The organism is Pantoea sp. A4 (assembly GCF_000295955.2).
Lineage (GTDB): Bacteria > Pseudomonadota > Gammaproteobacteria > Enterobacterales > Enterobacteriaceae > Pantoea > Pantoea multigeneris.
The window spans coordinates 1-19,579 of sequence record NZ_ALXE01000024.1 but is presented as its reverse complement, the minus strand read 5'-3'; the positions used below and the strand labels follow the sequence as shown (position 1 = coordinate 19,579).

Annotated in this window: 16 protein-coding genes and 1 tRNA gene; 1 reads left to right on the top strand and 16 read right to left on the bottom strand. The window is 54.0% G+C overall.

Annotation, left to right across the window (positions count from 1 at the left end; all coding sequences use genetic code 11):
- Positions 1 to 9 precede the first annotated feature (9 nt).
- The 15 genes from B880_RS0110780 to nnr form a co-directional block, all read right to left on the bottom strand.
- Positions 10 to 1,638 (bottom strand): isovaleryl-CoA dehydrogenase, encoded by a 1,629-nt coding sequence (locus tag B880_RS0110780; RefSeq protein WP_017347420.1) that lies wholly within the window; start codon positions 1,636 to 1,638, stop codon positions 10 to 12.
- An 84-nt stretch (positions 1,639 to 1,722) separates the two neighbouring features.
- Positions 1,723 to 2,457 (bottom strand): 23S rRNA (guanosine(2251)-2'-O)-methyltransferase RlmB, encoded by a 735-nt coding sequence (rlmB, locus tag B880_RS0110775; RefSeq protein ID WP_017347419.1) that lies wholly within the window; start codon positions 2,455 to 2,457, stop codon positions 1,723 to 1,725.
- A 71-nt stretch (positions 2,458 to 2,528) separates the two neighbouring features.
- Entirely contained in the window at positions 2,529 to 4,967 is a 2,439-nt protein-coding gene (rnr, locus tag B880_RS0110770; RefSeq protein ID WP_017347418.1) for a ribonuclease R, read from the bottom strand.
- A 16-nt stretch (positions 4,968 to 4,983) separates the two neighbouring features.
- Positions 4,984 to 5,427 carry a nitric oxide-sensing transcriptional repressor NsrR gene (gene nsrR, locus B880_RS0110765; protein WP_017347417.1) on the bottom strand — a complete coding sequence of 148 codons (444 nt, stop codon included), beginning with the start codon at positions 5,425 to 5,427 and terminating at the stop codon, positions 4,984 to 4,986.
- A gap of 176 nt (positions 5,428 to 5,603) precedes the next feature.
- Positions 5,604 to 6,902: an adenylosuccinate synthase gene (locus B880_RS0110760; protein ID WP_017347416.1), complete on the bottom strand. Its 1,299-nt coding sequence runs from the start codon at positions 6,900 to 6,902 to the stop codon at positions 5,604 to 5,606.
- 168 nt (positions 6,903 to 7,070) lie between these two features.
- Positions 7,071 to 7,268, bottom strand: coding sequence for a DUF2065 domain-containing protein (locus B880_RS0110755; RefSeq protein WP_017347415.1), 198 nt, complete (start codon positions 7,266 to 7,268; stop codon positions 7,071 to 7,073).
- 57 nt (positions 7,269 to 7,325) lie between these two features.
- Entirely contained in the window at positions 7,326 to 8,327 is a 1,002-nt protein-coding gene (gene hflC / locus B880_RS0110750; RefSeq protein WP_017347414.1) for a protease modulator HflC, read from the bottom strand.
- A 3-nt stretch (positions 8,328 to 8,330) separates the two neighbouring features.
- Complete coding sequence (gene hflK / locus B880_RS0110745; RefSeq protein WP_017347413.1) at positions 8,331 to 9,563, bottom strand: FtsH protease activity modulator HflK; 1,233 nt, start codon at positions 9,561 to 9,563, stop codon at positions 8,331 to 8,333.
- A 159-nt stretch (positions 9,564 to 9,722) separates the two neighbouring features.
- A complete protein-coding gene (gene hflX, locus B880_RS0110740) occupies positions 9,723 to 11,003 on the bottom strand; it encodes a ribosome rescue GTPase HflX (protein WP_017347412.1) in 1,281 nt (426 codons plus the stop codon).
- 78 nt (positions 11,004 to 11,081) lie between these two features.
- On the bottom strand, positions 11,082 to 11,393 hold the full coding sequence (hfq, locus tag B880_RS0110735; protein WP_017347411.1) for an RNA chaperone Hfq: 312 nt from the start codon (positions 11,391 to 11,393) through the stop codon (positions 11,082 to 11,084).
- 100 nt (positions 11,394 to 11,493) lie between these two features.
- On the bottom strand, positions 11,494 to 12,444 hold the full coding sequence (miaA, locus tag B880_RS0110730) for a tRNA (adenosine(37)-N6)-dimethylallyltransferase MiaA (protein WP_017347410.1): 951 nt from the start codon (positions 12,442 to 12,444) through the stop codon (positions 11,494 to 11,496).
- Positions 12,437 to 14,326, bottom strand: a complete 1,890-nt coding sequence (mutL, locus tag B880_RS0110725; RefSeq protein ID WP_017347409.1) for a DNA mismatch repair endonuclease MutL — start codon at positions 14,324 to 14,326, stop codon at positions 12,437 to 12,439. The genes miaA and mutL overlap by 8 nt, the downstream gene beginning before the upstream one ends.
- 26 nt (positions 14,327 to 14,352) lie before the next feature.
- Complete coding sequence (amiB, locus tag B880_RS0110720) at positions 14,353 to 15,999, bottom strand: N-acetylmuramoyl-L-alanine amidase AmiB (RefSeq protein ID WP_026042564.1); 1,647 nt, start codon at positions 15,997 to 15,999, stop codon at positions 14,353 to 14,355.
- On the bottom strand, positions 15,996 to 16,472 hold the full coding sequence (gene tsaE / locus B880_RS0110715; protein WP_017347407.1) for a tRNA (adenosine(37)-N6)-threonylcarbamoyltransferase complex ATPase subunit type 1 TsaE: 477 nt from the start codon (positions 16,470 to 16,472) through the stop codon (positions 15,996 to 15,998). Before tsaE ends, amiB begins: the two co-directional genes overlap by 4 nt.
- Before the next feature lie 6 nt (positions 16,473 to 16,478).
- Complete coding sequence (gene nnr, locus B880_RS0110710) at positions 16,479 to 17,993, bottom strand: bifunctional ADP-dependent NAD(P)H-hydrate dehydratase/NAD(P)H-hydrate epimerase (RefSeq protein ID WP_017347406.1); 1,515 nt, start codon at positions 17,991 to 17,993, stop codon at positions 16,479 to 16,481.
- Here nnr and queG point away from each other — a divergent pair.
- The gene (queG, locus tag B880_RS0110705; protein WP_017347405.1) at positions 17,992 to 19,131 is read left to right on the top strand and encodes a tRNA epoxyqueuosine(34) reductase QueG; all 1,140 of its coding nucleotides are present in this window, start codon (positions 17,992 to 17,994) and stop codon (positions 19,129 to 19,131) included. The genes nnr and queG overlap by 2 nt on opposite strands.
- 280 nt (positions 19,132 to 19,411) lie before the next feature.
- On the opposite strand, the gene B880_RS0110695 is transcribed toward queG, so the two are convergent.
- A tRNA-Gly gene (locus B880_RS0110695) sits at positions 19,412 to 19,487 on the bottom strand.
- Between the last annotated feature and the right edge of the window lie 92 nt (positions 19,488 to 19,579).

Below are 19,579 nucleotides of genomic sequence, written 5' to 3'. Positions count from 1 at the left end.
CAGATTCTCCTACCCGCCGATAGCGCGGAGCAATAAACGCTGGCTTAAAAGCTCATCCAGCCCTGCATTTTGGCGTGTACCCAACCATTGCTGACACCAGGCATCGGCCAAAGGAGGCTCAGCACATTGCAACAGTTGTGCACCGATGCCCAGTAGCAGCAGGGTTTGCGCCACTTCGCGGCCTTGTGCTTCCTGTAGATGGCTATGCAGCGATCGTAATTTGCGCCAGCAGGCGTCAAACAGGCGGTTGCTGCCTTTTACCGCATCAAACTCTTGCTGCAACATGGCTTCCATGCCCGGTTGACGTTGTAGCGCTCGCAACACATCAAGGCACATAATATTGCCCGATCCTTCCCAGATGCTGTTCACCGGCATTTCACGGTACAGGCGCGGGAGTTCGCTCTCTTCGCAGTAACCGATTCCCCCCAGGACTTCCATCGCCTCCGCAACAAACGGGATGCCCGCTTTGCAAATGCCATATTTTGCCACTGGCGTAAATAACCGGGCATAGAGTCGTTCATGCTCGTTGGCTGGCTGGGACCAGGCTCTGGCAAGGCGGAGCAGGAAAGCGGTTTGCCCCTCAAGCTGGAGCGCCTGGCTCGCCAGCACCTGGCGCATCAACGGCTGTTCCACTAAGCACTTGCCCATCGAATGCCGCTGATGGGCATGATACAGCGCAACAGAAAAGGCGCGGCGCATCAGGCCATGGCTACCTAACGCGCAGTCAAAGCGCGTCATCCCGCCCATTTTCAGGATCAGCCGAACCCCTTCGCCTTCTTCCCCCAGCAACCAGCCGCTGGCATCAAGAAACTCCACTTCGGCACTGGCATTGGCACGGTTGCCTAGCTTGTCTTTCAGGCGCTCAATGCGTATTGCATTACGGCTACCATCCGGCAGCAGACGTGGCATGAAAAAGCAGCTTAATCCCCCGGCGGCCTGCGCCAGCACCAGATGCGCATCGCTCTGTGGCACGGAGAAAAACCACTTATGCCCGGTGAGGCGATAGGCTTCCCCCGGCCCCCGCCGCTCCAGAGGCTCGGCACGGGTGGTATTGGTCATGACGTCACTGCCCCCCTGTTTTTCCGTCATGCCCATGCCGATCAATAAGCCACGTTTCTCCGCACCTGGCTGAGCATGCGTGTCATAGCGGTCGCTGAGCAGACCTGGTCGCCAATCGGCAAACGCAGAGGGTAAAGCCTGTTGTAACAAGGGAATGGCCGCATGGGTCATGGTAACCGGGCATAAAGTGCCCGCCTCAACCTGGGCATGCAAAATGAAGCGCGCAGCGCGTGCGACCGTTGCATTGGCCAGGACATCGGGTTGCCAGCTGAGATTGTGCAAACGGCTGGCGCAAACCCCTTGCATCAGCAAATGCCATGCAGGATGAAACCGGACTTCGTCGATACGCTCACCCCGTCCGTCATAACGGAGCAGTTCAGGTGGGCTGGTATTGGCGATACGTCCCAGTTCGAGGGATTCAGCGCTACCTAATTGCAGGCCGACAGAGGCGAGCCAGTCGGTATCCCATTGGGCACCTTCACGTAACAGGGCTTCGCGCAACGGCAGGTCAGAGAGGAAAAGATTGCTGTTACTCAGCGGATGCGGCTGATTAAAAACAGGATGTGTTGTCCAGGTCATAACCACTCCTTACGGCACATTTCTTTAAGTATGAAACGCGCTGGTGGTTATGCCTGGTAAAAATACGCAGATTTATGCGGGGGCTCACAGCCCGCGCTGGCGTACCGCTTCGAACAGGCAGACGCCAGTGGCAACCGAAACGTTCAGTGAAGAGACGCTACCGGCCATTGGAATGCTGATCAGTTCATCACAGTGTTCGCGCGTCAGGCGGCGCATACCTTCGCCTTCAGCGCCCATCACCAGCGCCATCGGACCGGTCATTTTGCTCTGATACAGCGTGTGATCGGCTTCGCCTGCCGTACCCACCACCCAGATGTTGTACTCTTGCAACAGGCGCAGGGTGCGAGCCAGGTTGGTTACGCGGATCAACGGAATGTTTTCCGCTGCGCCACTGGCGACTTTTTTGGCGGTCGCATTCAGTGAAGCAGAACGGTCTTTTGGCACAATAACCGCATGCACGCCTGCGGCATCTGCACTACGCAGACAAGCGCCAAGGTTGTGCGGATCGGTAACGCCATCCAGCACCAGCAAAAACGGCTTTTCCAGGCTCTGTAACAGGTCAGGCAGATCGCCTTCCTGGTACTGACGGCCCGGTTTTACCCGTGCCACGATGCCCTGATGAACACCGCCTTCAACTTGCTCATCCAGCCACTGGCGGTGCGCCACCTGAATGATAATCCCCTGAGCTTCCAGTGCCGCTACCAGCGGTTGCAGACGACGATCGTCACGCCCTTTCAGGATATAAACTTCCTGGAAACGCTGTGGTGCGCTGTCCAGCAGGGCCTGGACGGCATGGATACCAAAAATTATTTCGCTCATTACTCTACTCGACGGTCTGGCAAGGTTTCAGGTGACTTCAGGTGCTTCCGGTGGAAGCACCTGAACGGGCATCAGGCGCTGTCGGTTTTTTTCTTCGCCGCGCGCTTTGCCTTAGTGGCGGCGGCGATTTTACGGGTTTTTGCCGACGGGGTTTTACTTTTTTTCTCTTTCTTCGCTTTGGTGGCTTTTGGCTTGGCATCGCGGAAGGCGCTATCAGGCTCAAAATTGCCTTTGCGTCCCGCATCACGGCGGCGTTTGGCCGGGGCGGATTCACTGCGTTTTTCCTTCTCACGGGCGGTTTTACCCGCACCGCGCGGCTGGCGTTTGCTGGAGATGAGCGCAAAATCAATTTTGCGTTCATCCATATGCACCGCTTCAACCCGCACTTCTACCGTATCACCCAGACGGTAAGTCTGACCGCCAGATTCGCCGATCAAACGCTGACCCACCTGATCAAAACGATAGTAGTCGTTATCCAGCGACGAGACGTGAACCAAACCATCAATGAACAGATCGTTGAGACGCACGAAGAAACCAAAACCGGCAACGCTGGCGATAACACCCGTAAAGACGTTACCCACCTGATCCTGCATAAAGTCGCATTTCAGCCAGTCGGCGACATCACGCGTGGCTTCATCTGCGCGACGCTCGGTCATGGAACAGTGTTGTCCCAGCTCCAGCATCTGCTGCATCTCGTAGTGATAGCCGCCGGTTTCCGTGGTGATACCTTGCAGATCGCCCTGATCTTTAGCGATCAGGTACTTGATCGCACGGTGCAGCAGCAGATCCGGATAACGACGGATCGGTGAAGTGAAGTGCGCATAAGAGGCCAGAGCCAGGCCGAAGTGGCCACGGTTTTCCGGATCATACACCGCCTGCTTCATGGAGCGCAGCAGCATGGTTTGCAGCATTTCTGCATCTGGACGATCGGCGATTTGTTTCAGTAGTTCAGCGTAATCGATCGGCTGCGGCTTATTGCCACCCGGCAAGCTCAGACCCAGCTCATTCAGCACGGTACGGAAGCTGGTGATGCTGTCATCGCCTGGACGGTCGTGATCGCGGAACAGCGCTGGCTCATTATTCTTCTCGACAAAGCGCGCCGAAGCGATGTTGGCGAGGATCATGCACTCTTCAATCAGTTTGTGTGCATCATTGCGCGTGGTACGTTCTACACGTTCAATACGACGCTGTGCGTTGAAGATAAATTTCGCTTCTTCGGTTTCAAACGAGATACCACCACGCTCAACGCGGGCAGCTTCCAGCGCCTGATACATGTTATGCAGCTCTTGCAGATGCTTGACCAGTGGCGCGTACTGCTCACGCAGCTCTTCATTGCCCTGCAAGATATTCCATACTTTGTTGTAAGTCAGGCGAGCATGGGAATTCATCACCGCTTCGTAGTGCTTGTAGCCCGTGAGTTTGCCGCTGGCAGACACGGTCATTTCGCACACCATACACAGGCGATCGACCTGCGGGTTAAGCGAACACAAGCCGTTAGACAGCACTTCTGGCAGCATCGGCACCACCTGAGACGGGAAGTAAACCGACGTCCCGCGCAGTTGGGCTTCGTGATCCAGCGGCTGGCCCGGACGGACGTAGTAGCTGACATCGGCAATCGCTACCCACAAGCGCCAGCCACCACCGCGTTTTTTCTCGCAGTAGACGGCATCATCGAAATCTCGTGCATCTTCACCATCGATGGTGACCAACGGCAGCTCACGCAGATCGACACGGCCTTTTTTCGCAGATTCCGGGACGATTTCACTGAACTTCGCCACCTGTTTCTCCACTTCAGGAGGCCAGCTATGGGGAATTTCATGGGTGCGCAATGCCATATCCACCGCTAGACCGGTGTCCATGTTTTCACCCAGCACTTCAAGAATTTTACCGATCGCTTTAGTGCGACGCGTTGGACGCTGCACCAGTTCCACCACGACTACTGCGCCCATTCGCGCGCCCTGCGTATCTTCAGCGGGGATCAACACGTCAAAGCTCAAACGGCTATCATCAGGCACGACAAAAGCTGTGCCAGCATCGGTGAAGAAGCGGCCGACAATTTGGCTGTTACGTGGTTCAAGCACGCGCACTACGCGAGCTTCGCGGCGACCACGGCGATCTGCACCCTGCGGCTGCGCCAGGATCACATCACCGTGCATACAAAACTTCATCTGCTCAGCGGAGAGGTAGTAGTCATCTTTTTGCCCCTCGGCGCGCAGGAAACCATAACCATCACGATGGCCAATAACATTACCGCGCAGCAGATCAAGACGTTCTGGCAGGGCATAACACTGACGGCGAGTGAAGACCAACTGGCCGTCACGTTCCATTGCACGCAGACGACGACGCAGCGCTTCCAGCTGATCTTCGTCCTGTAAATTTAGCGCCTGCGCGATATCGTCGCGATTGGCGGGTTTTTCACGTTTTTCCAACAGGGCCAGAATGAATTCGCGGCTGGGAATTGGATTGTCGTATTTTTCAGCTTCTCTATCCTGGAAAGGATCTTTTGACATATCGGTTCCTCCGATGTCATTTGTGATTAATTGCCACCGGCGGGTCTGACAACAAAATCTGATGTAATTGATAATTATCGTTAACGATGTCTGCCAGCGTGTAGTCATCTAACGCTAGCAAGAATTGTCGCGTGGCATTGTTTAAAGCAGATTTCAACCGACAAGCAGGAGAGATGGCACAGCTGCCGCAATCCACCAGTTCGAGCGGCTCCATTTTACGCACCACCTCACCCACGACGATATCTTTTGCTGCCATACCGAGGCGAATACCGCCATTTTTACCCCGGACGGAGGAGACAAAGCCTGCACGACTCAGTTGATTGATGATTTTCACCATATGGTTACGCGAGACGCCATAGATATCGGTCACTTCGGTTATGCTGGTCAGCTTGCCTTCCGGCAGTGTGGCCATGTAGATCAGGGCACGCAGACCATAATCTGTAAAACTTGTTAGCTGCACATTAACCTCAGCGGCTCATGAACCAGTACAGAGCACTTCTTTTGCGGGTGAATTTTTATCAGGGATCTGTTTTTAATTATGGATGATAAACCAGAGTGGCGGGATAAGTGCGATTTTTTCAGCACCGACGGGCTGAGAAGAAAAGAGAAAGGCCGGACAAAGCCGGCCTCTGATGATTATGCGTCGAACGGATCGCGCAGAATCATGGTCTCGCTGCGGTCTGGACCGGTAGAGATGATGTCAACCGGAACACCGGTCACTTCTTCTACACGTTTGATGTAATCCAGCGCGGCTTGTGGCAGGCCATCGACAGATTTCACACCAAAGGTCTTCTCGCTCCAGCCTGGCATGGTTTCGTAGATCGGTTCGATCCCTTCCCAGTTCTCAGCAGCCAGCGGGGTTGTAGTCACTTCGCGGCCATCTGGCATACGGTAAGCAACACAGATTTTTACTTCTTTCAGACCATCCAGCACGTCCAGTTTGGTCATGCAGAAACCAGACAGTGAGTTGATCTGCACCGCACGACGCACGGCAACCGCATCCAGCCAGCCAGTACGACGACGACGACCGGTGGTCGCGCCAAACTCGTGACCCTGTGCACACAGGAATTCACCGGTTTCATCGAACAATTCAGTCGGGAATGGACCTGCACCCACACGGGTAGAGTAGGCTTTAACGATACCCAGCACGTAATCTACGTGACGTGGGCCGATGCCAGAACCGGTAGCTACGCCGCCAGCGGTGGTGTTTGAAGAGGTCACATACGGATAAGTACCGTGGTCGATATCCAGCAGCGTACCCTGTGCGCCTTCGAACATGATCAGGTCGCCACGCTTACGCGCGCCATCCAGCAGTTCAGAAACATCAACAACCATGCCGGTCAGGATGTCTGCAACGGCCAGCGTATCTGCCAGGACTTTCTCGTAATCAACCGCGTCGGTTTTGTAGTAGTTCACCAGCTGGAAGTTGTAGTACTCAACAATTTCTTTCAGCTTAACGGCGAAGGTTTCTTTGTTGAACAGATCGCTTACGCGCAGGGCACGACGCGCCACTTTATCTTCGTAAGCAGGCCCGATACCACGGCCGGTAGTACCGATGGCTTTCGCGCCGCGTGCTTTTTCGCGCGCAACATCCATTGCAACATGGTATTGCAGAATCAATGGGCAAGCTTCTGACAGCAGCAGACGTTCACGTACTGGCACACCGCGCTCTTCCAGGCCTTTCATCTCTTTCATCAGCGCTTCAGGAGACAGTACAACGCCATTACCGATGATGCTGGTAACGTTATCACGCAGGATGCCTGAAGGGATTAAGTGGAGGACGGTTTTTTCACCGTTGATGACAAGTGTGTGGCCTGCATTGTGGCCACCCTGGTAACGCACTACATAGTTAGCACGTTCGGTCAAAAGGTCTACGATTTTACCTTTGCCTTCGTCACCCCATTGGGTGCCTAGTACAACGACGTTCTTACCCATTTTTTCAAAATCACCGATTGCTTAAAAAAGGATTCTACCACCGGTTTTTTTTGCTTTCAGCACTTTTAGCATACGATTGCGCAGTTTTTTGCCTGGGTTTTGATCATCACAACATCCTGGGGGTTGAAGACGTCTGGAAGCACAACCAAACGGCCCACCGCTGCGAATTTAGCCACGGTGCAGACTGACCATGACGAAAATAACCACTCCCGCCACCACTAATCCACCGCCAAAACGGTGCAACAGGCGATCCGGGGTTTGCGCCATAGTCATAATCATACGCCGCCAGATGCGCGGTAACAGCATCGGTCCCAATCCTTCCAACACCAGAACCAAAGCCAGCGCTGTCCATACGGTTGTTGTCATGTCCTTGCCTCAAAAAAAAGGCCGACAAGATTGTCGGCCTGAAGGTTATATCAGTAATTATCGCGTCGTGTTAGAGGGCGCCTTCATATATCGGAAGAAGTCGCTATCCGGGCTGAGCACCATGACGTCCTGATTATTCTGGAAGCTCTGCTCATACGCGCGCAGGCTGCGAACAAAGGCATAGAAATCAGGGTCCTGGCTGAACGCATCTGCATACAATTTTGCTGCTTCTGCATCGCCATCACCACGGGTAATCAGAGCCTCACGCTGCGCTTCTGCCAGGGTTTTAGTGACCTGGTAGTCAGCCTGAGCACGCAGTTTTTCTGCTTCTTCCTGGCCCTGTGAACGCTGACTACGCGCTACCGCTTCACGCTCTGCACGCATACGGTTGAAGATGGCGTCAGACACTTCCGTAGGCAGGTTGATCTGCTTAATGCGTACGTCAACGACCTGAATACCCAGTGCGGCCATACTGTTCGGATTTGGCGCAGGCTCTTTGCTGTTGGTTTCACGCTCTACGCGTGCAGCAGCATCGGCAATTGCATCATCCGCCGCTGGCGTCTGCACTTCATCTTCACCTGAAGTACCGGTGTTAAGCGCATCACGCACGTCGGTTGTCAGGCGGCCGCGTGAGTCAGTCACGATATCTTTAACATCGAGACGACCCATTTCAGAACGCAGACGGTCACTGAACTTACGTTTCAACAGCACTTCTGCCTGAGAAACATCACCGCCGCCGGTGGCGAGGTAGTAACGGCTGAAGTCACTGATGCGCCATTTGATGTACGAATCAACGATCAGGTCTTTCTTCTCTTTGGTGACGAAACGATCGGCCTGGTTATCCATGGTCTGCACGCGTGCATCTAGCGTTTTCACGCTCTCAAGGAATGGCACTTTAAAATGCAGACCTGGCGCATAAACCAGTGGCTTATTTTCATCATCACGCACTACTTTGCCAAAGCGTAATACAATCCCACGCTGGCCTTCTTGTACCACAAACAGTGACGCGTACAGCACCACCAGCGCGACAATCACAACTCCGATTATTGGCTTACGCATCGCTTATTCTCTCCCTTCGCGCTGAGTGTCGTTACGCAGAGCGTTGGCACGACGTTGGTCCAGGATACTCTCCGGGCTGTAAGATGAAGTGCTCCGGCTGGCATTGTTTTCTGACAGCGGCGGCAGTTTCATCAGGTTGGCGGACGTTTGTCCTTTTTGCCCGGTTGCCTGGCCACCCTGCAGCAGTTGATCCAATGGCAGAACCATCAGGCTGTTGCTGCGATCGTTGATCAGCACTTTACGCGTGTGGCTCAGCACACGTTCCATGGTTTCGATATACAGACGTTCTTTGGTGATCTGCGGGGCAGCTTTGTATTCAGGGAGAATTTTGGCAAAACGCGCCACTTCACCCTGCGCTTCCAGGACGGTACGTTCTTTATAAGCACGCCCTTCTTCCAGGATACGCTGCGCCTGACCGTTGGCTCGCGGCTGCACTTCGTTGGCGTAAGCTTCTGCTTCACGCACATACTGCTCACGGTTTTCACGCGCGGCAATCGCATCATCAAACGCGGCTTTCACCTCTTCCGGTGGGCGAGCCGCCTGGAAGTTAACGTCCAGTACCGAAATGCCCATATTGTATGGACGAATGGTCTCTTCGATTTCACGCTGGGTTTCGCTACGCACGACGGTACGACCTTCCGTCAGGATGCGGTCCATCGTGGAGCGGCCAATCACGCCACGCAGGGCGCTGTCCGTTGCCTGACGCAGGCTGTCATCCGGACTGTTAACCGCAAACAGGTAGCGGGCTGGATCGGTCACGCGATACTGTACGTTCATCTCTACGCGTACCACGTTCTCATCAGAAGTCAGCATGGTACCGGATGCAGCCAGCTCTCGTACCGCTTCGACGTTCACCGCCTGTACCTGATCGATAAAGGTCGGCTTCCAGTTCAGACCTGGCTCAACCAGATGACTGAACTTACCGAAGCGTGTTACGACACCACGTTCTGCTTCTTTGATGGTATAGAAACCACTGGCAGCCCAGATGACAACGACCGCAGCCGCAGCGATGCCGACAAGCTTGCCGCCATTTCCTGCGCCACGCGTGCCGTTATCACCTGACTTGCCTCCGCCAAATCCACCGAGTTTTTTACTCAGCTTGCGGAAGATATCGTCTAAATCAGGAGGCCCCTGATCGCGACCTCCCTTATTTCCCCCAGAGTTGCCGCCTTGATTATTGCTGCTTCCCCACGGGTCGCGGTCTTGTCCGTTGTTGCCGGGCTGATTCCACGCCATGTTTCCACTCCATTATTTATGTTCATTGTATTGGCTAGCAGCAGTTGCTACCCGATTTTACCGTCGGGTGGCTCTTTTACGCATTGTTGCTGCGAGACAAATGACGTTACGCCTTGTTACAGCTTATCTTCTTTTGAGTAAGCGCGTTTAGGCAACTTGTCAAACAATGTAAGTTGTCAGGGATGGTTCTTGCTTACACAGACGGCGCCAGTCCACTATTGGCATTCGTACGTGCAGCCCAATCGAACCATCTTCGTCATTCCACTCTTTTTCTATGGCATGCAGTTGGTAAAATCGGCTACGCAGTCGCCCGGCTTCTGGCGGCAAACGCAGATCGTACTGGGCTATCTCTCCAGCCAGCCGCTCTGACAGTGCTTGCCTGAGCTGCGGAAGGCCAACACCGGTCTGAGCAGAAAGCCAGACCCGTACCGGTTTGTTCTCTTCATCACGATCGATGCGCGGGACGAAGTCATCCAGCATATCGATTTTGTTCATGACGTGTAGCGTGGGGATCTCATCCGCTTCAATCTCTTCCAGCACCGTTTCTACCGCTTCAATATTCTCAGTCAGCCTGAGATCTGCGGCATCAATAACGTGCAGTAATAGCGTGGCTTCACGCGTTTCCTGCAAAGTGGCTTTGAATGCAGCGACTAAATCGTGGGGAAGATGGCGAATAAAGCCTACTGTGTCCGCTAATACCACCTCGCCAACATCCGCCACATTCAGGCGACGCAGGGTGGGATCCAGGGTTGCGAATAGCTGATCTGCGGCATACACATTGGCCGACGTCACCGCATTAAACAGCGTAGACTTACCGGCGTTGGTGTAGCCAACCAGCGAGACAGTAGGAATATCCGCTTTTGCACGCGCCTGACGCCCCTGTTCACGTTGTTTTTCAACGCGCTCAAGACGGCTCATAATCAGGCTAATACGGTTGCGGAGTAAGCGACGGTCAGTCTCTAACTGGGTTTCACCTGGACCACGCAAACCGATCCCGCCTTTTTGACGTTCAAGGTGTGTCCAACCACGTACAAGACGTGTAGCAAGATGGCGTAACTGTGCCAGCTCGACCTGCAATTTACCCTCATGGGTGCGGGCGCGCTGGGCAAAAATATCCAGAATCAAGCCCGTACGGTCGACGACTCGACATTCGCACAGACGCTCAAGATTTCGTTCCTGGGCAGGAGATAAGGCATGATCGAATAAAACGACCGATGCTCCACTCGATTTTACCGCATCGGCAATTTCAACGGCTTTTCCTTCACCGACAAAATATTTGGGGTGTGGCGCTTTACGGCTTCCGGTAATAACCTGTAGCGCTTCTACGCCAGCGGAAGAGACCAGAGTTTCAAACTCCTGTAAATCTTCCAGCTCTTTGTCCTGGGAAAACCAGATGTGTACCAATACGGCCTGCTCACCGGCTTCATAACGGTCAAACAAGCTTTAACCTCGCTTAAAATAAAAGACCAGAACGGAGAGCACTGGCTCCCCATCCTGGTGACACGACTAAGCGCGAAATTACTCGGCGCTATCGCCGTCTTGCTGTGGCTGAGACTGAGCGGATGGGTTGCTACCGCTATGGTGGTAATTACTGCCGCTGCCGCCGGTATTGTTGCTATGGTGAGAAACCGGGCGAGACGGAACAACAGTAGAGATAGCGTGTTTATACACCATCTGGCTGACTGTGTTTTTCAGCAGGATCACGAATTGATCGAAAGATTCGATCTGGCCTTGCAGTTTGATACCGTTGACCAGATAAATCGAAACCGGAACACGTTCGCGACGCAGAGCGTTTAAAAACGGGTCTTGTAGTGATTGCCCCTTAGCCATTCTATCTTTTCCTTATATGATTGTTTATTACTATTAGAACCGTTGGTTCTGAAAAAAAGCGACGTAAAATTTGCGCACGAAAACCCGTCAATTGTACACATCACCCCTGTTTCGCACCAAGAACCTGTAACAGGGTTTCTTGCGCTGAATCAGGCTTGTCGCTATCTAGCCAATGTACATCTGACCAGCCGCGTAACCAGGTGATTTGACGCTTAGCAAGCTGCCGGGTTGCGCAAATTCCCCGATAAACCATCTCGTTGTAATCAATTTCGCCAGAAAGATAAGACCACATCTGACGGTAGCCGACACAACGAATGGAAGGCATGTCCGTATGCAAATCACCTCGTGCGAACAGAGCCCGAGCCTCCGCTTCAAATCCCGACTGCAACATCTGTTCAAAACGTAACGCGATGCGTTGGTGTATCAGTTCCCGGCTCGAAGGCGCAATCGCAAACTGGTACACGTCGTAGGGTAACGCTTCTCCAGAGGTTTTTGTCAGTTCTGTTAAAGTTTTACCCGAAATAAAAAAAACTTCCAGTGCTCGCGAAAGTCTCTGGGGATCATTCGGATGAATACGATTTCCGGCTACCGGGTCGATTTCACATAACTGGCGGTGCAGAGCTTCCCACCCTTGTTCACCTGCCATCTGTTCTATCCGTTGTCGCACGGCGGGATCGGCCGCTGGCAACGGGGATAATCCTTCCAATAATGCCTTGAAGTAAAGCATTGTCCCACCCACCAACAACGGAATTTTTCCATTACGGGTGATTTCAGCCATTTCTGCCAAAGCATCGCGGCGAAATTCAGCGGCAGAGTAACTTTCCGCCGGGTCGCGAATATCCAGCAAGCGATGGGGAGCTTGTGCTAACTCATCCTCGGAAGGCTTCGCCGTACCAATGTCCATCCCACGATAGATTAAGGCAGAGTCCACGCTAATAAGTTCAACCGGTAATCGCTTTCTTAGCGATATTGCCAGTGCTGTTTTACCGGAGGCAGTTGGCCCCATCAAAAAAATGGCCTTGGGACGGCCAGCCAGGTTCATCTCACTCATACTTCAACGCGTTAAGTGCGCTCTCAATCTCAATGGGCTGTAATAATCCGGGAGGCGGTGCTTTCAAGAGCTGTGGACAGAGTCGTTCCAGTTCAGCTAACAGCGCAATCGCCTGTGAATGATTCCAGTGAACCGGTTCAGCTTCTTCACGTTGTGCCAACCAGAGGGCCAACTGTGTTGCTGCACTGGCCGGGTGGCGGGCGAGATAGCCTAGCAGTTCTGGAATCAAGATTTGTAAATTCTGTGCTCGTAAGGGTAAAGGTACTGCTCGCAGCGTCACATGATCGCCTTCCGTGACAATATCCACGCCCATTTGGGTCAACAAAGCGGCATTATCCTGCACTGCCCGCTTTTCTTCAGCCGCAATTTTTAAGCGCACTGGAATGAGCAACGGCTGCGGCTTTAGTCCCTCATCACCTGGCGACAACTGTGCCTGTTTAAGCCAGCGGTTCGCCATGGGCAGCGCCAGCAATAACAGCGCACCCTGCTGTTCCAGTAAAGCATAGTGTTGCTGAACCACCGTTAATACCCGACCAAAACTTTGAGTGTGAGCTGCCAGCGGCGCTTCAGCCTGTACCGCAGCACGCGGCTTTTCGACCGTTTCTACCGGAGGGTTCAACGATTCAGTACGCGCTGGGGTATGAAGCAGCTGTTGATATACCGCCCCTTCACGCTTCTTATAGCCCTCTTCGCGCTGCTGCCACTGGTTAAAGCTGCCAGCACCGCTGTTTTCACTGCGCTGTGACTGCCGCGCGGGGCTTTGGTAATCAGCCACCGGTTCACGGGCGGTTGGCGTCTGTTCACGCGCCTGAGGTTCACGGGCAAAATGATTACTGCCCGCCGCCTGACGGTTTTCCGGTAACGTCGGTTCGCTTCCTGCTGGTTGGCAGGCCTGTAATGCCGTAACCACGCCTTGATAGATAAAATCATGTACCAGCCGCGATTGGTGAAAACGCACTTCATGCTTGGCCGGATGCACGTTGACATCGACCTGATGGGGATCGATCTCCAGATACAGCACGTAAGCGGGCTGCTGCTCATCTTGCAGCTGCGTTTGGTAGGCCTGACGGATCGCATGATTAATGAGTTTGTCACGCATCATGCGGCCATTAACGTAGCAGTACTGTAAGTCCGTTACCTGCCGTGACCCTGCGGGATCGGCCACCCAGCCGCGCAGTGCCAGACCATCATGCTGCCAGCCAATGCGCAGAGCGTGCTGGATAAAAGGCGTGCCGCAAATGGCCCCTAATCGTCTTTCGCGTTGTGTATCATCCGCCACGCCACGATACTGGCGCACCAGTTTTCCATTGTGGCTCAGTGAGATTGACACATCGAACCGCGCCAGCGCAATACGGCGAATCACTTCATCGATATGGGTAAATTCGGTTTTTTCTGTGCGCATAAATTTGCGCCGAGCCGGTGTGTTATAAAACAGGTCGAGCACTTCAAGCGTGGTGCCAACGGGATGCGCGGCAGGTTTCACCGTCACCGCCATATCCCGCCCTTCTGCATACGCCTGCCAGGCCTCGTTTTGGCTTGCTGGCCGTGAGGTCAGCGTAAGGCGTGAGACCGAGCTAATACTCGCCAGCGCCTCCCCGCGAAAACCGAGGCTGACAATCGCTTCAAGATCGTCAAGAGACGCTATTTTGCTGGTGGCGTGACGAGCCAGCGACAGCGCCAGCTCCTCTTTGCTGATACCACAACCGTTATCGCGGATGCGAATCAGCTTCGCGCCGCCTTTTTCGATATCCACATCTATGCGGGTCGCCCCGGCATCCAGACTGTTCTCCACCAGTTCTTTCACTACCGATGCAGGACGTTCAACCACTTCGCCTGCGGCAATCTGGTTGGCTAACTGCGGCGGTAATATCTGAATTGGCATACTGAGTATCCTTAGCGCTTACGGGTTCAGGACGCTGGGATTTTCAGGTTCTGACCCAGCATTACATTGGTGGATTTCATATTATTCGCCTGCATAATCGCTTTGGCGCTTACCCCATAGTGCGCAGCGATAGCGGTAAGGGAATCTCCGCGTACCACCTTGTGCCGTTGCGGTACAACGCGAGCAGCACTTTTCACTGGCGCTGCTGCCGCGCTGGCAGGCACTTTCAGCCGCTGTCCGACCCACACCACATCACGCTTAAGGCGGTTAAGATCGCGTAACGTAGCCATACTAACGCCATAACGCGCGGCAATTCCCGATAAGGTTTCACCACGTGTGACCACATGACGCTGCACTGCCCCGGTGTACTGCGTGGTGCCGGAGGCAGGATTACTGGCCACGCTCACCGGTTCCGGCGAGCTCATTGGCCGATTTTCCTGCTTTGGGACGTTCTGAAACGGATGCGCCAGGAAATAATTACGCAGGCCGTGATAAATCGCCTGTGCAATTTTCTCCTGATAAGCGCTACTGCCGAGCAGTCGCTCCTCCGAGGCATTACTGATGAAGCCAGTTTCCACTAACAGCGAGGGAATATCCGGCGAACGCAACACACCAAGGCTGGCATGTTCAGGTAAGCGCTTATGCAGCGGTGTAAAACTGCGTAGCTGTTGTAAGACTTTTACTGCCACATCATAGCCAACGCGCTGTGAGTGGCCGAATTGCAGGTCCAGCACCGCCTGGCTCAGGTAGGGATCAGCCTGGGAGTTCGCCAGCAGGTCGCCCGCGCCACCTAGCAATTCTGATTGCTTCTCTTTTTGCTCCAGCCAGTTCGCCATTTCGTTATTGGCACGACGATTGGACAGCACCCAAACAGAAGCGCCGGTAGCCGCGTGGCTTGGTGCGGCATCCGCATGAATCGAAACCAGCAGGCTGGCATTCTCTTTACGCGCGACTTCGGAGCGTCCCATTACGGAGATAAAGTAGTCACCGTCACGGGTCAGGACCGGCTTAAACATCGGGTCACGACTCATTATCGCCTTCAGCTTACGTGCAATGGCGATAGTGACATTTTTCTCGTGCAAACCGTGCTGACCCGTCGCACCAGGATCTTGTCCACCATGACCGGCATCAATCGCCACCACGACCACGGCATTGCGCGTCACAGCACCGCCTGGGCGAACAGTGGTATTGGTGTTGGTCACGACCGGTGCAGCGGGTTGAGTGAAGGGATTCCCCTGTTTGGCAACCGTCACTGGCGCAGTATTGCGAGATACCGTAACTGGTGTGTTCCCTTTGATAGTGAACACCACGCGGTATGTCCCACCTTCTCGTTGAGTCACCGCGCGGGTCTTCGCCGTCTGGGTTAATTCCAGCACCAGGCGAATACTCTGTTTATCTTGTGGCGTACTGGTACGGATACGTTTCAGCAGGTTGTCCCCACTGAAATTAAGTGGCAGACCTTTAATCACACCACTCTGGCGGATATCCAACACAACCCGGTTCGGGTTGTGTAGCGGGAAGAAGCCATACACCGGCTGGCCACTGAAGGTCAGTGTGACCGTGGCCTGGTCCCGATTATTATCCACTTTGATGTCGGAGAGGTTAGCAGCCCAACCGACGCTGGAGACCATTAGCAACAGCGCCATCAGCGCTAGCTTCATCCTTGTCATCATGCAGGCTTCCCACCTTGCGCGCAGGCGCTGAGCAGGGTTTCTCCGTAGGCGCTGTGCGCTTCCAGTTCGGCTTCACGCGCGTCACCAACATAGCGCAGGTTCAGCACCAGATCCGGGGCGGGCAAGAAGCCTTCGCCCTGCTGCGGCCACTCAACCAGACAGATGGCATCACCGCTGAAGTAATCACGAATGCCCATAAACTCCAGCTCTTCTGGATCGGCCAGACGATACAGGTCAAAGTGGTACAGGGTACGATTGCCCAGGGTATAGGGTTCGACGAGCGTATACGTTGGGCTTTTAACATTGCCCTGATGGCCCAGCGCTTGTAAAAAGCCACGGCTAAAAGTGGTTTTTCCTGCACCAAGATCGCCATATAAATAAATCACGACCGCATCCTGGCTCACGCGGGCCAGTTGCGCACCTAATTGCAGGGTAGCAGCCTCATCGGGCAACGGGATAATACAGCTTTTCATACTTTCTTATGGGACCATCTCTGGATTAACAAACTGCCACAGCGTCTCGAACAAATCCGTCGCCAGCATACCACGCGTTCCTCGCTGCGCTGCAACCGCATCTGCCGCTGCGCCATGTGCAACACATCCGGCACAGGCAGCGTCATACAATGAGAGATGCTGACCAATGAAAGCGGCAATAATGCCACTCAACACATCGCCCATACCGCCAGAAGCCATGCCAGCATTGCCCACATCGGCAATCGCCTGCCCACCGCTCTCATCGGCTATTAGGGTGCCAGCACCTTTCAGTACCACGATGCCGCCATAACGTTGCACCAACTTTTGCAGCGCCTGGAAACGATCGCTTTCCACTTCCTGAGTAGAGATGCCAAGTAAACGCGCAGCCTCACCGGGGTGAGGCGTGATAACACGATTTTGACGCTTCTCAGGACTGATTGCCAGCAGGTTAAGTGCATCTGCATCCCACAGCATTGGCTTATTACATTTTTTTACCTGTTCCAGTGCTTGCTGGCCCCATTCGCGCTGCCCTAAACCGGGTCCAGTCACTATCACCTCGGCCCATTCCAGGGCGGATTCCAGCGTGCTCTGGCTGAGTACATCCACCATCAACTCGGGTCGGGCTGTGAGGATCGGCTGAACATTGTCAGCATGGGTGAGAATACGTACCAACCCAGCCCCGGCGCGCAAAGCCGCTTCCCCGGTCATTCGGATAGCCCCTGCCGTGCCGTTGTCGCCACCCACTACCAGCAATCGCCCATGGCTCCCTTTATGGGAAGAGGGCTTACGCGGCGGTAACCAATGGCTGAGTACACTGGCATCGTAACGGCGAATGGGAGCACTCTGCCCCGAAAGAAAGGCCGATAAGCCGAGATCGTGACAAAAAAGCTGTCCGGTATAATCACGCGCCTTCGCCGTGAGTTGCCCTGCTTTCAGCACAATAAAACTCAACGTCTGCGCCGCGCAGATCGCCTCACCAAATGCCGTACCATAATCTGCCGACAAACCGGAGGGCATATCCAGGGAGAAGACCGCCGCAGGATGGAGGTTTGCCAGAGTGATAAGATGGGCATAAGGTTCGGCGACAGGACGATTAAGCCCAGTCCCCAACAACGCATCGACAATCAGATCGACCTGTTCTGGCCAGGCTTTCTGGGTTGAATGCAGCACACCCCCCGCGTCCAGCCAGGCCTCTTGTGCTCGCTGCGCTTCATCAGGGAGTGGCTTACTGCTCTCACAGGCGATGACAGTGACGCAAATACCGGCAGCCTGAGCCAGACGAGCCACCACATATCCATCGCCACCATTGTTACCGTGGCCACAGAGTATGAGCCAGTGTCGAGCCACCGGCCAGGCGGCCCGTGCATGTTCATAGGCGGCCTGCCCGGCGCGCAGCATTAACTCATCAAGGGTGATGCCCAATGCATCTGCGCCCTGCTGTTCCAGTAGGCGAAGCGCCTGCGCAGGCCAGACAGAATATGGTAAACTATCAGGGTTTGTTTTCGACTGCCGGTTCCTCATGTCATACCCTCTTGATCTTCATCAACTCGCTGACCTCATTAAGCAGTGGGGGCTGGAACTTGGCTTCCAGCAGGTCGGCATTGCCGATACTGATCTCAGCGCCGAAGAGCCGAAACTGCAGGCCTGGCTGGACAAGCAGTATCATGGCGAAATGGCGTGGATGGAGCGTCATGGCATGATGCGCGCACGTCCACACGAATTATTGCCCGGCACTTTACGGGTGATCAGCGTGCGGATGAATTATCTCCCCGCCAAAGCCGCTTTTGCCAGCACGCTGAAAAATCCTCAGCTGGGCTATGTTAGCCGTTACGCGCTGGGCCGCGACTATCACAAAGTATTACGCAATCGCCTGAAAAAGCTTGGTGAAATGATTCAGGAACACTGCGGTGAACTGAACTTTCGTCCGTTTGTCGATTCTGCGCCGCTGATGGAGCGCCCTCTGGCGGTGAAAGCGGGCCTCGGATGGACCGGCAAGCACTCTTTGATCCTGAATCGAGAGTCAGGTTCCTGGTTTTTCCTTGGTGAGTTGCTGATTGATCTCCCCCTGCCCATCGACAACGCACAGCCTGAGCAGTGTGGCCGCTGCGTTGCCTGTCTGACGATTTGCCCCACTAACGCCATTGTCGAGCCTTACGTCGTCGATGCGCGGCGGTGCATCTCCTATCTGACCATTGAACTGGAAGGGGCGATTCCCGAAGAGTTTCGGCCGCTAATGGGCAACCGTATTTATGGTTGTGATGACTGCCAACTTATCTGCCCATGGAACCGCTATGGTCAGTTAACCGACGAAGAAGATTTTTCACCGCGCGCCGCGTTACATACGCCGCAGTTGATTGATCTGTTCAGCTGGAACGAAGCGAAATTTCTGCGCGTCACGGAAGGATCGCCAATTCGCCGTATCGGCCACCTGCGCTGGTTGCGGAATATCTCGGTCGCATTAGGTAATGCGCCCTGGTCTGCTGAAGCCGTGGCGGTGTTACAACAACGTCAAGGGGAAGACCCGATGCTGGATGAGCATATTGAGTGGGCACTGGCGCAGCAGTCGCAAAAGCGTCAGGAAATGACCATTGAGGTTCAGCCCGCACAGCAGAAAAGGTTGGTCAGAGCCATTGAGAAGGGATTGCCACGCGATGCGTGATTTGGAAAAGGGTTTTCCACATGCTGTGAATAAAAATAAAAATCTCTTGTCATTCAATTATTACCTGCGCTGCAAGCGCACTGAATAACAAAATGAAAGAATATCATTTCTTTTAATAACAATAAGTTATGTCACAACGATCATCTTTTAAGATTTTTCTTTACATCTTGCTTACAAGTATGCGCTGTGGATAAGTCTGTTTAAAACAGTTTTGCAACGTCTGAAAAACAGCCGAAAAACGAGGCGTATTGTTGTGGATAAGTAGTAGGGAGAAAAAATTTGGAGCGGGAAACGAGACTCGAACTCGCGACCCCGACCTTGGCAAGGTCGTGCTCTACCAACTGAGCTATTCCCGCATCATCGAATGTTCTAGTTCACGCTAAAGTGAAAACTAACCCATTGATTTTGAATGGTCTGGTATAAATCTTATTTGGAGCGGGAAACGAGA

Coding starts and splice junctions, on each gene's coding strand:
- B880_RS0110780 (WP_017347420.1), bottom strand. CDS start 1,638: ATGACCTGGACAACACATCCTGTTTTTAATCAGCCGCATCCGCTGAGT.
- rlmB (WP_017347419.1), bottom strand. CDS start 2,457: ATGAGCGAAATAATTTTTGGTATCCATGCCGTCCAGGCCCTGCTGGAC.
- rnr (WP_017347418.1), bottom strand. CDS start 4,967: ATGTCAAAAGATCCTTTCCAGGATAGAGAAGCTGAAAAATACGACAAT.
- B880_RS0110760 (WP_017347416.1), bottom strand. CDS start 6,902: ATGGGTAAGAACGTCGTTGTACTAGGCACCCAATGGGGTGACGAAGGC.
- B880_RS0110755 (WP_017347415.1), bottom strand. CDS start 7,268: ATGACAACAACCGTATGGACAGCGCTGGCTTTGGTTCTGGTGTTGGAA.
- hflC (WP_017347414.1), bottom strand. CDS start 8,327: ATGCGTAAGCCAATAATCGGAGTTGTGATTGTCGCGCTGGTGGTGCTG.
- hflK (WP_017347413.1), bottom strand. CDS start 9,563: ATGGCGTGGAATCAGCCCGGCAACAACGGACAAGACCGCGACCCGTGG.
- hfq (WP_017347411.1), bottom strand. CDS start 11,393: ATGGCTAAGGGGCAATCACTACAAGACCCGTTTTTAAACGCTCTGCGT.
- miaA (WP_017347410.1), bottom strand. CDS start 12,444: ATGAGTGAGATGAACCTGGCTGGCCGTCCCAAGGCCATTTTTTTGATG.
- mutL (WP_017347409.1), bottom strand. CDS start 14,326: ATGCCAATTCAGATATTACCGCCGCAGTTAGCCAACCAGATTGCCGCA.
- amiB (WP_026042564.1), bottom strand. CDS start 15,999: ATGATGACAAGGATGAAGCTAGCGCTGATGGCGCTGTTGCTAATGGTC.
- tsaE (WP_017347407.1), bottom strand. CDS start 16,472: ATGAAAAGCTGTATTATCCCGTTGCCCGATGAGGCTGCTACCCTGCAA.
- queG (WP_017347405.1), top strand. CDS start 17,992: ATGTCATACCCTCTTGATCTTCATCAACTCGCTGACCTCATTAAGCAG.
- nnr (WP_017347406.1), bottom strand. CDS start 17,993: ATGAGGAACCGGCAGTCGAAAACAAACCCTGATAGTTTACCATATTCT.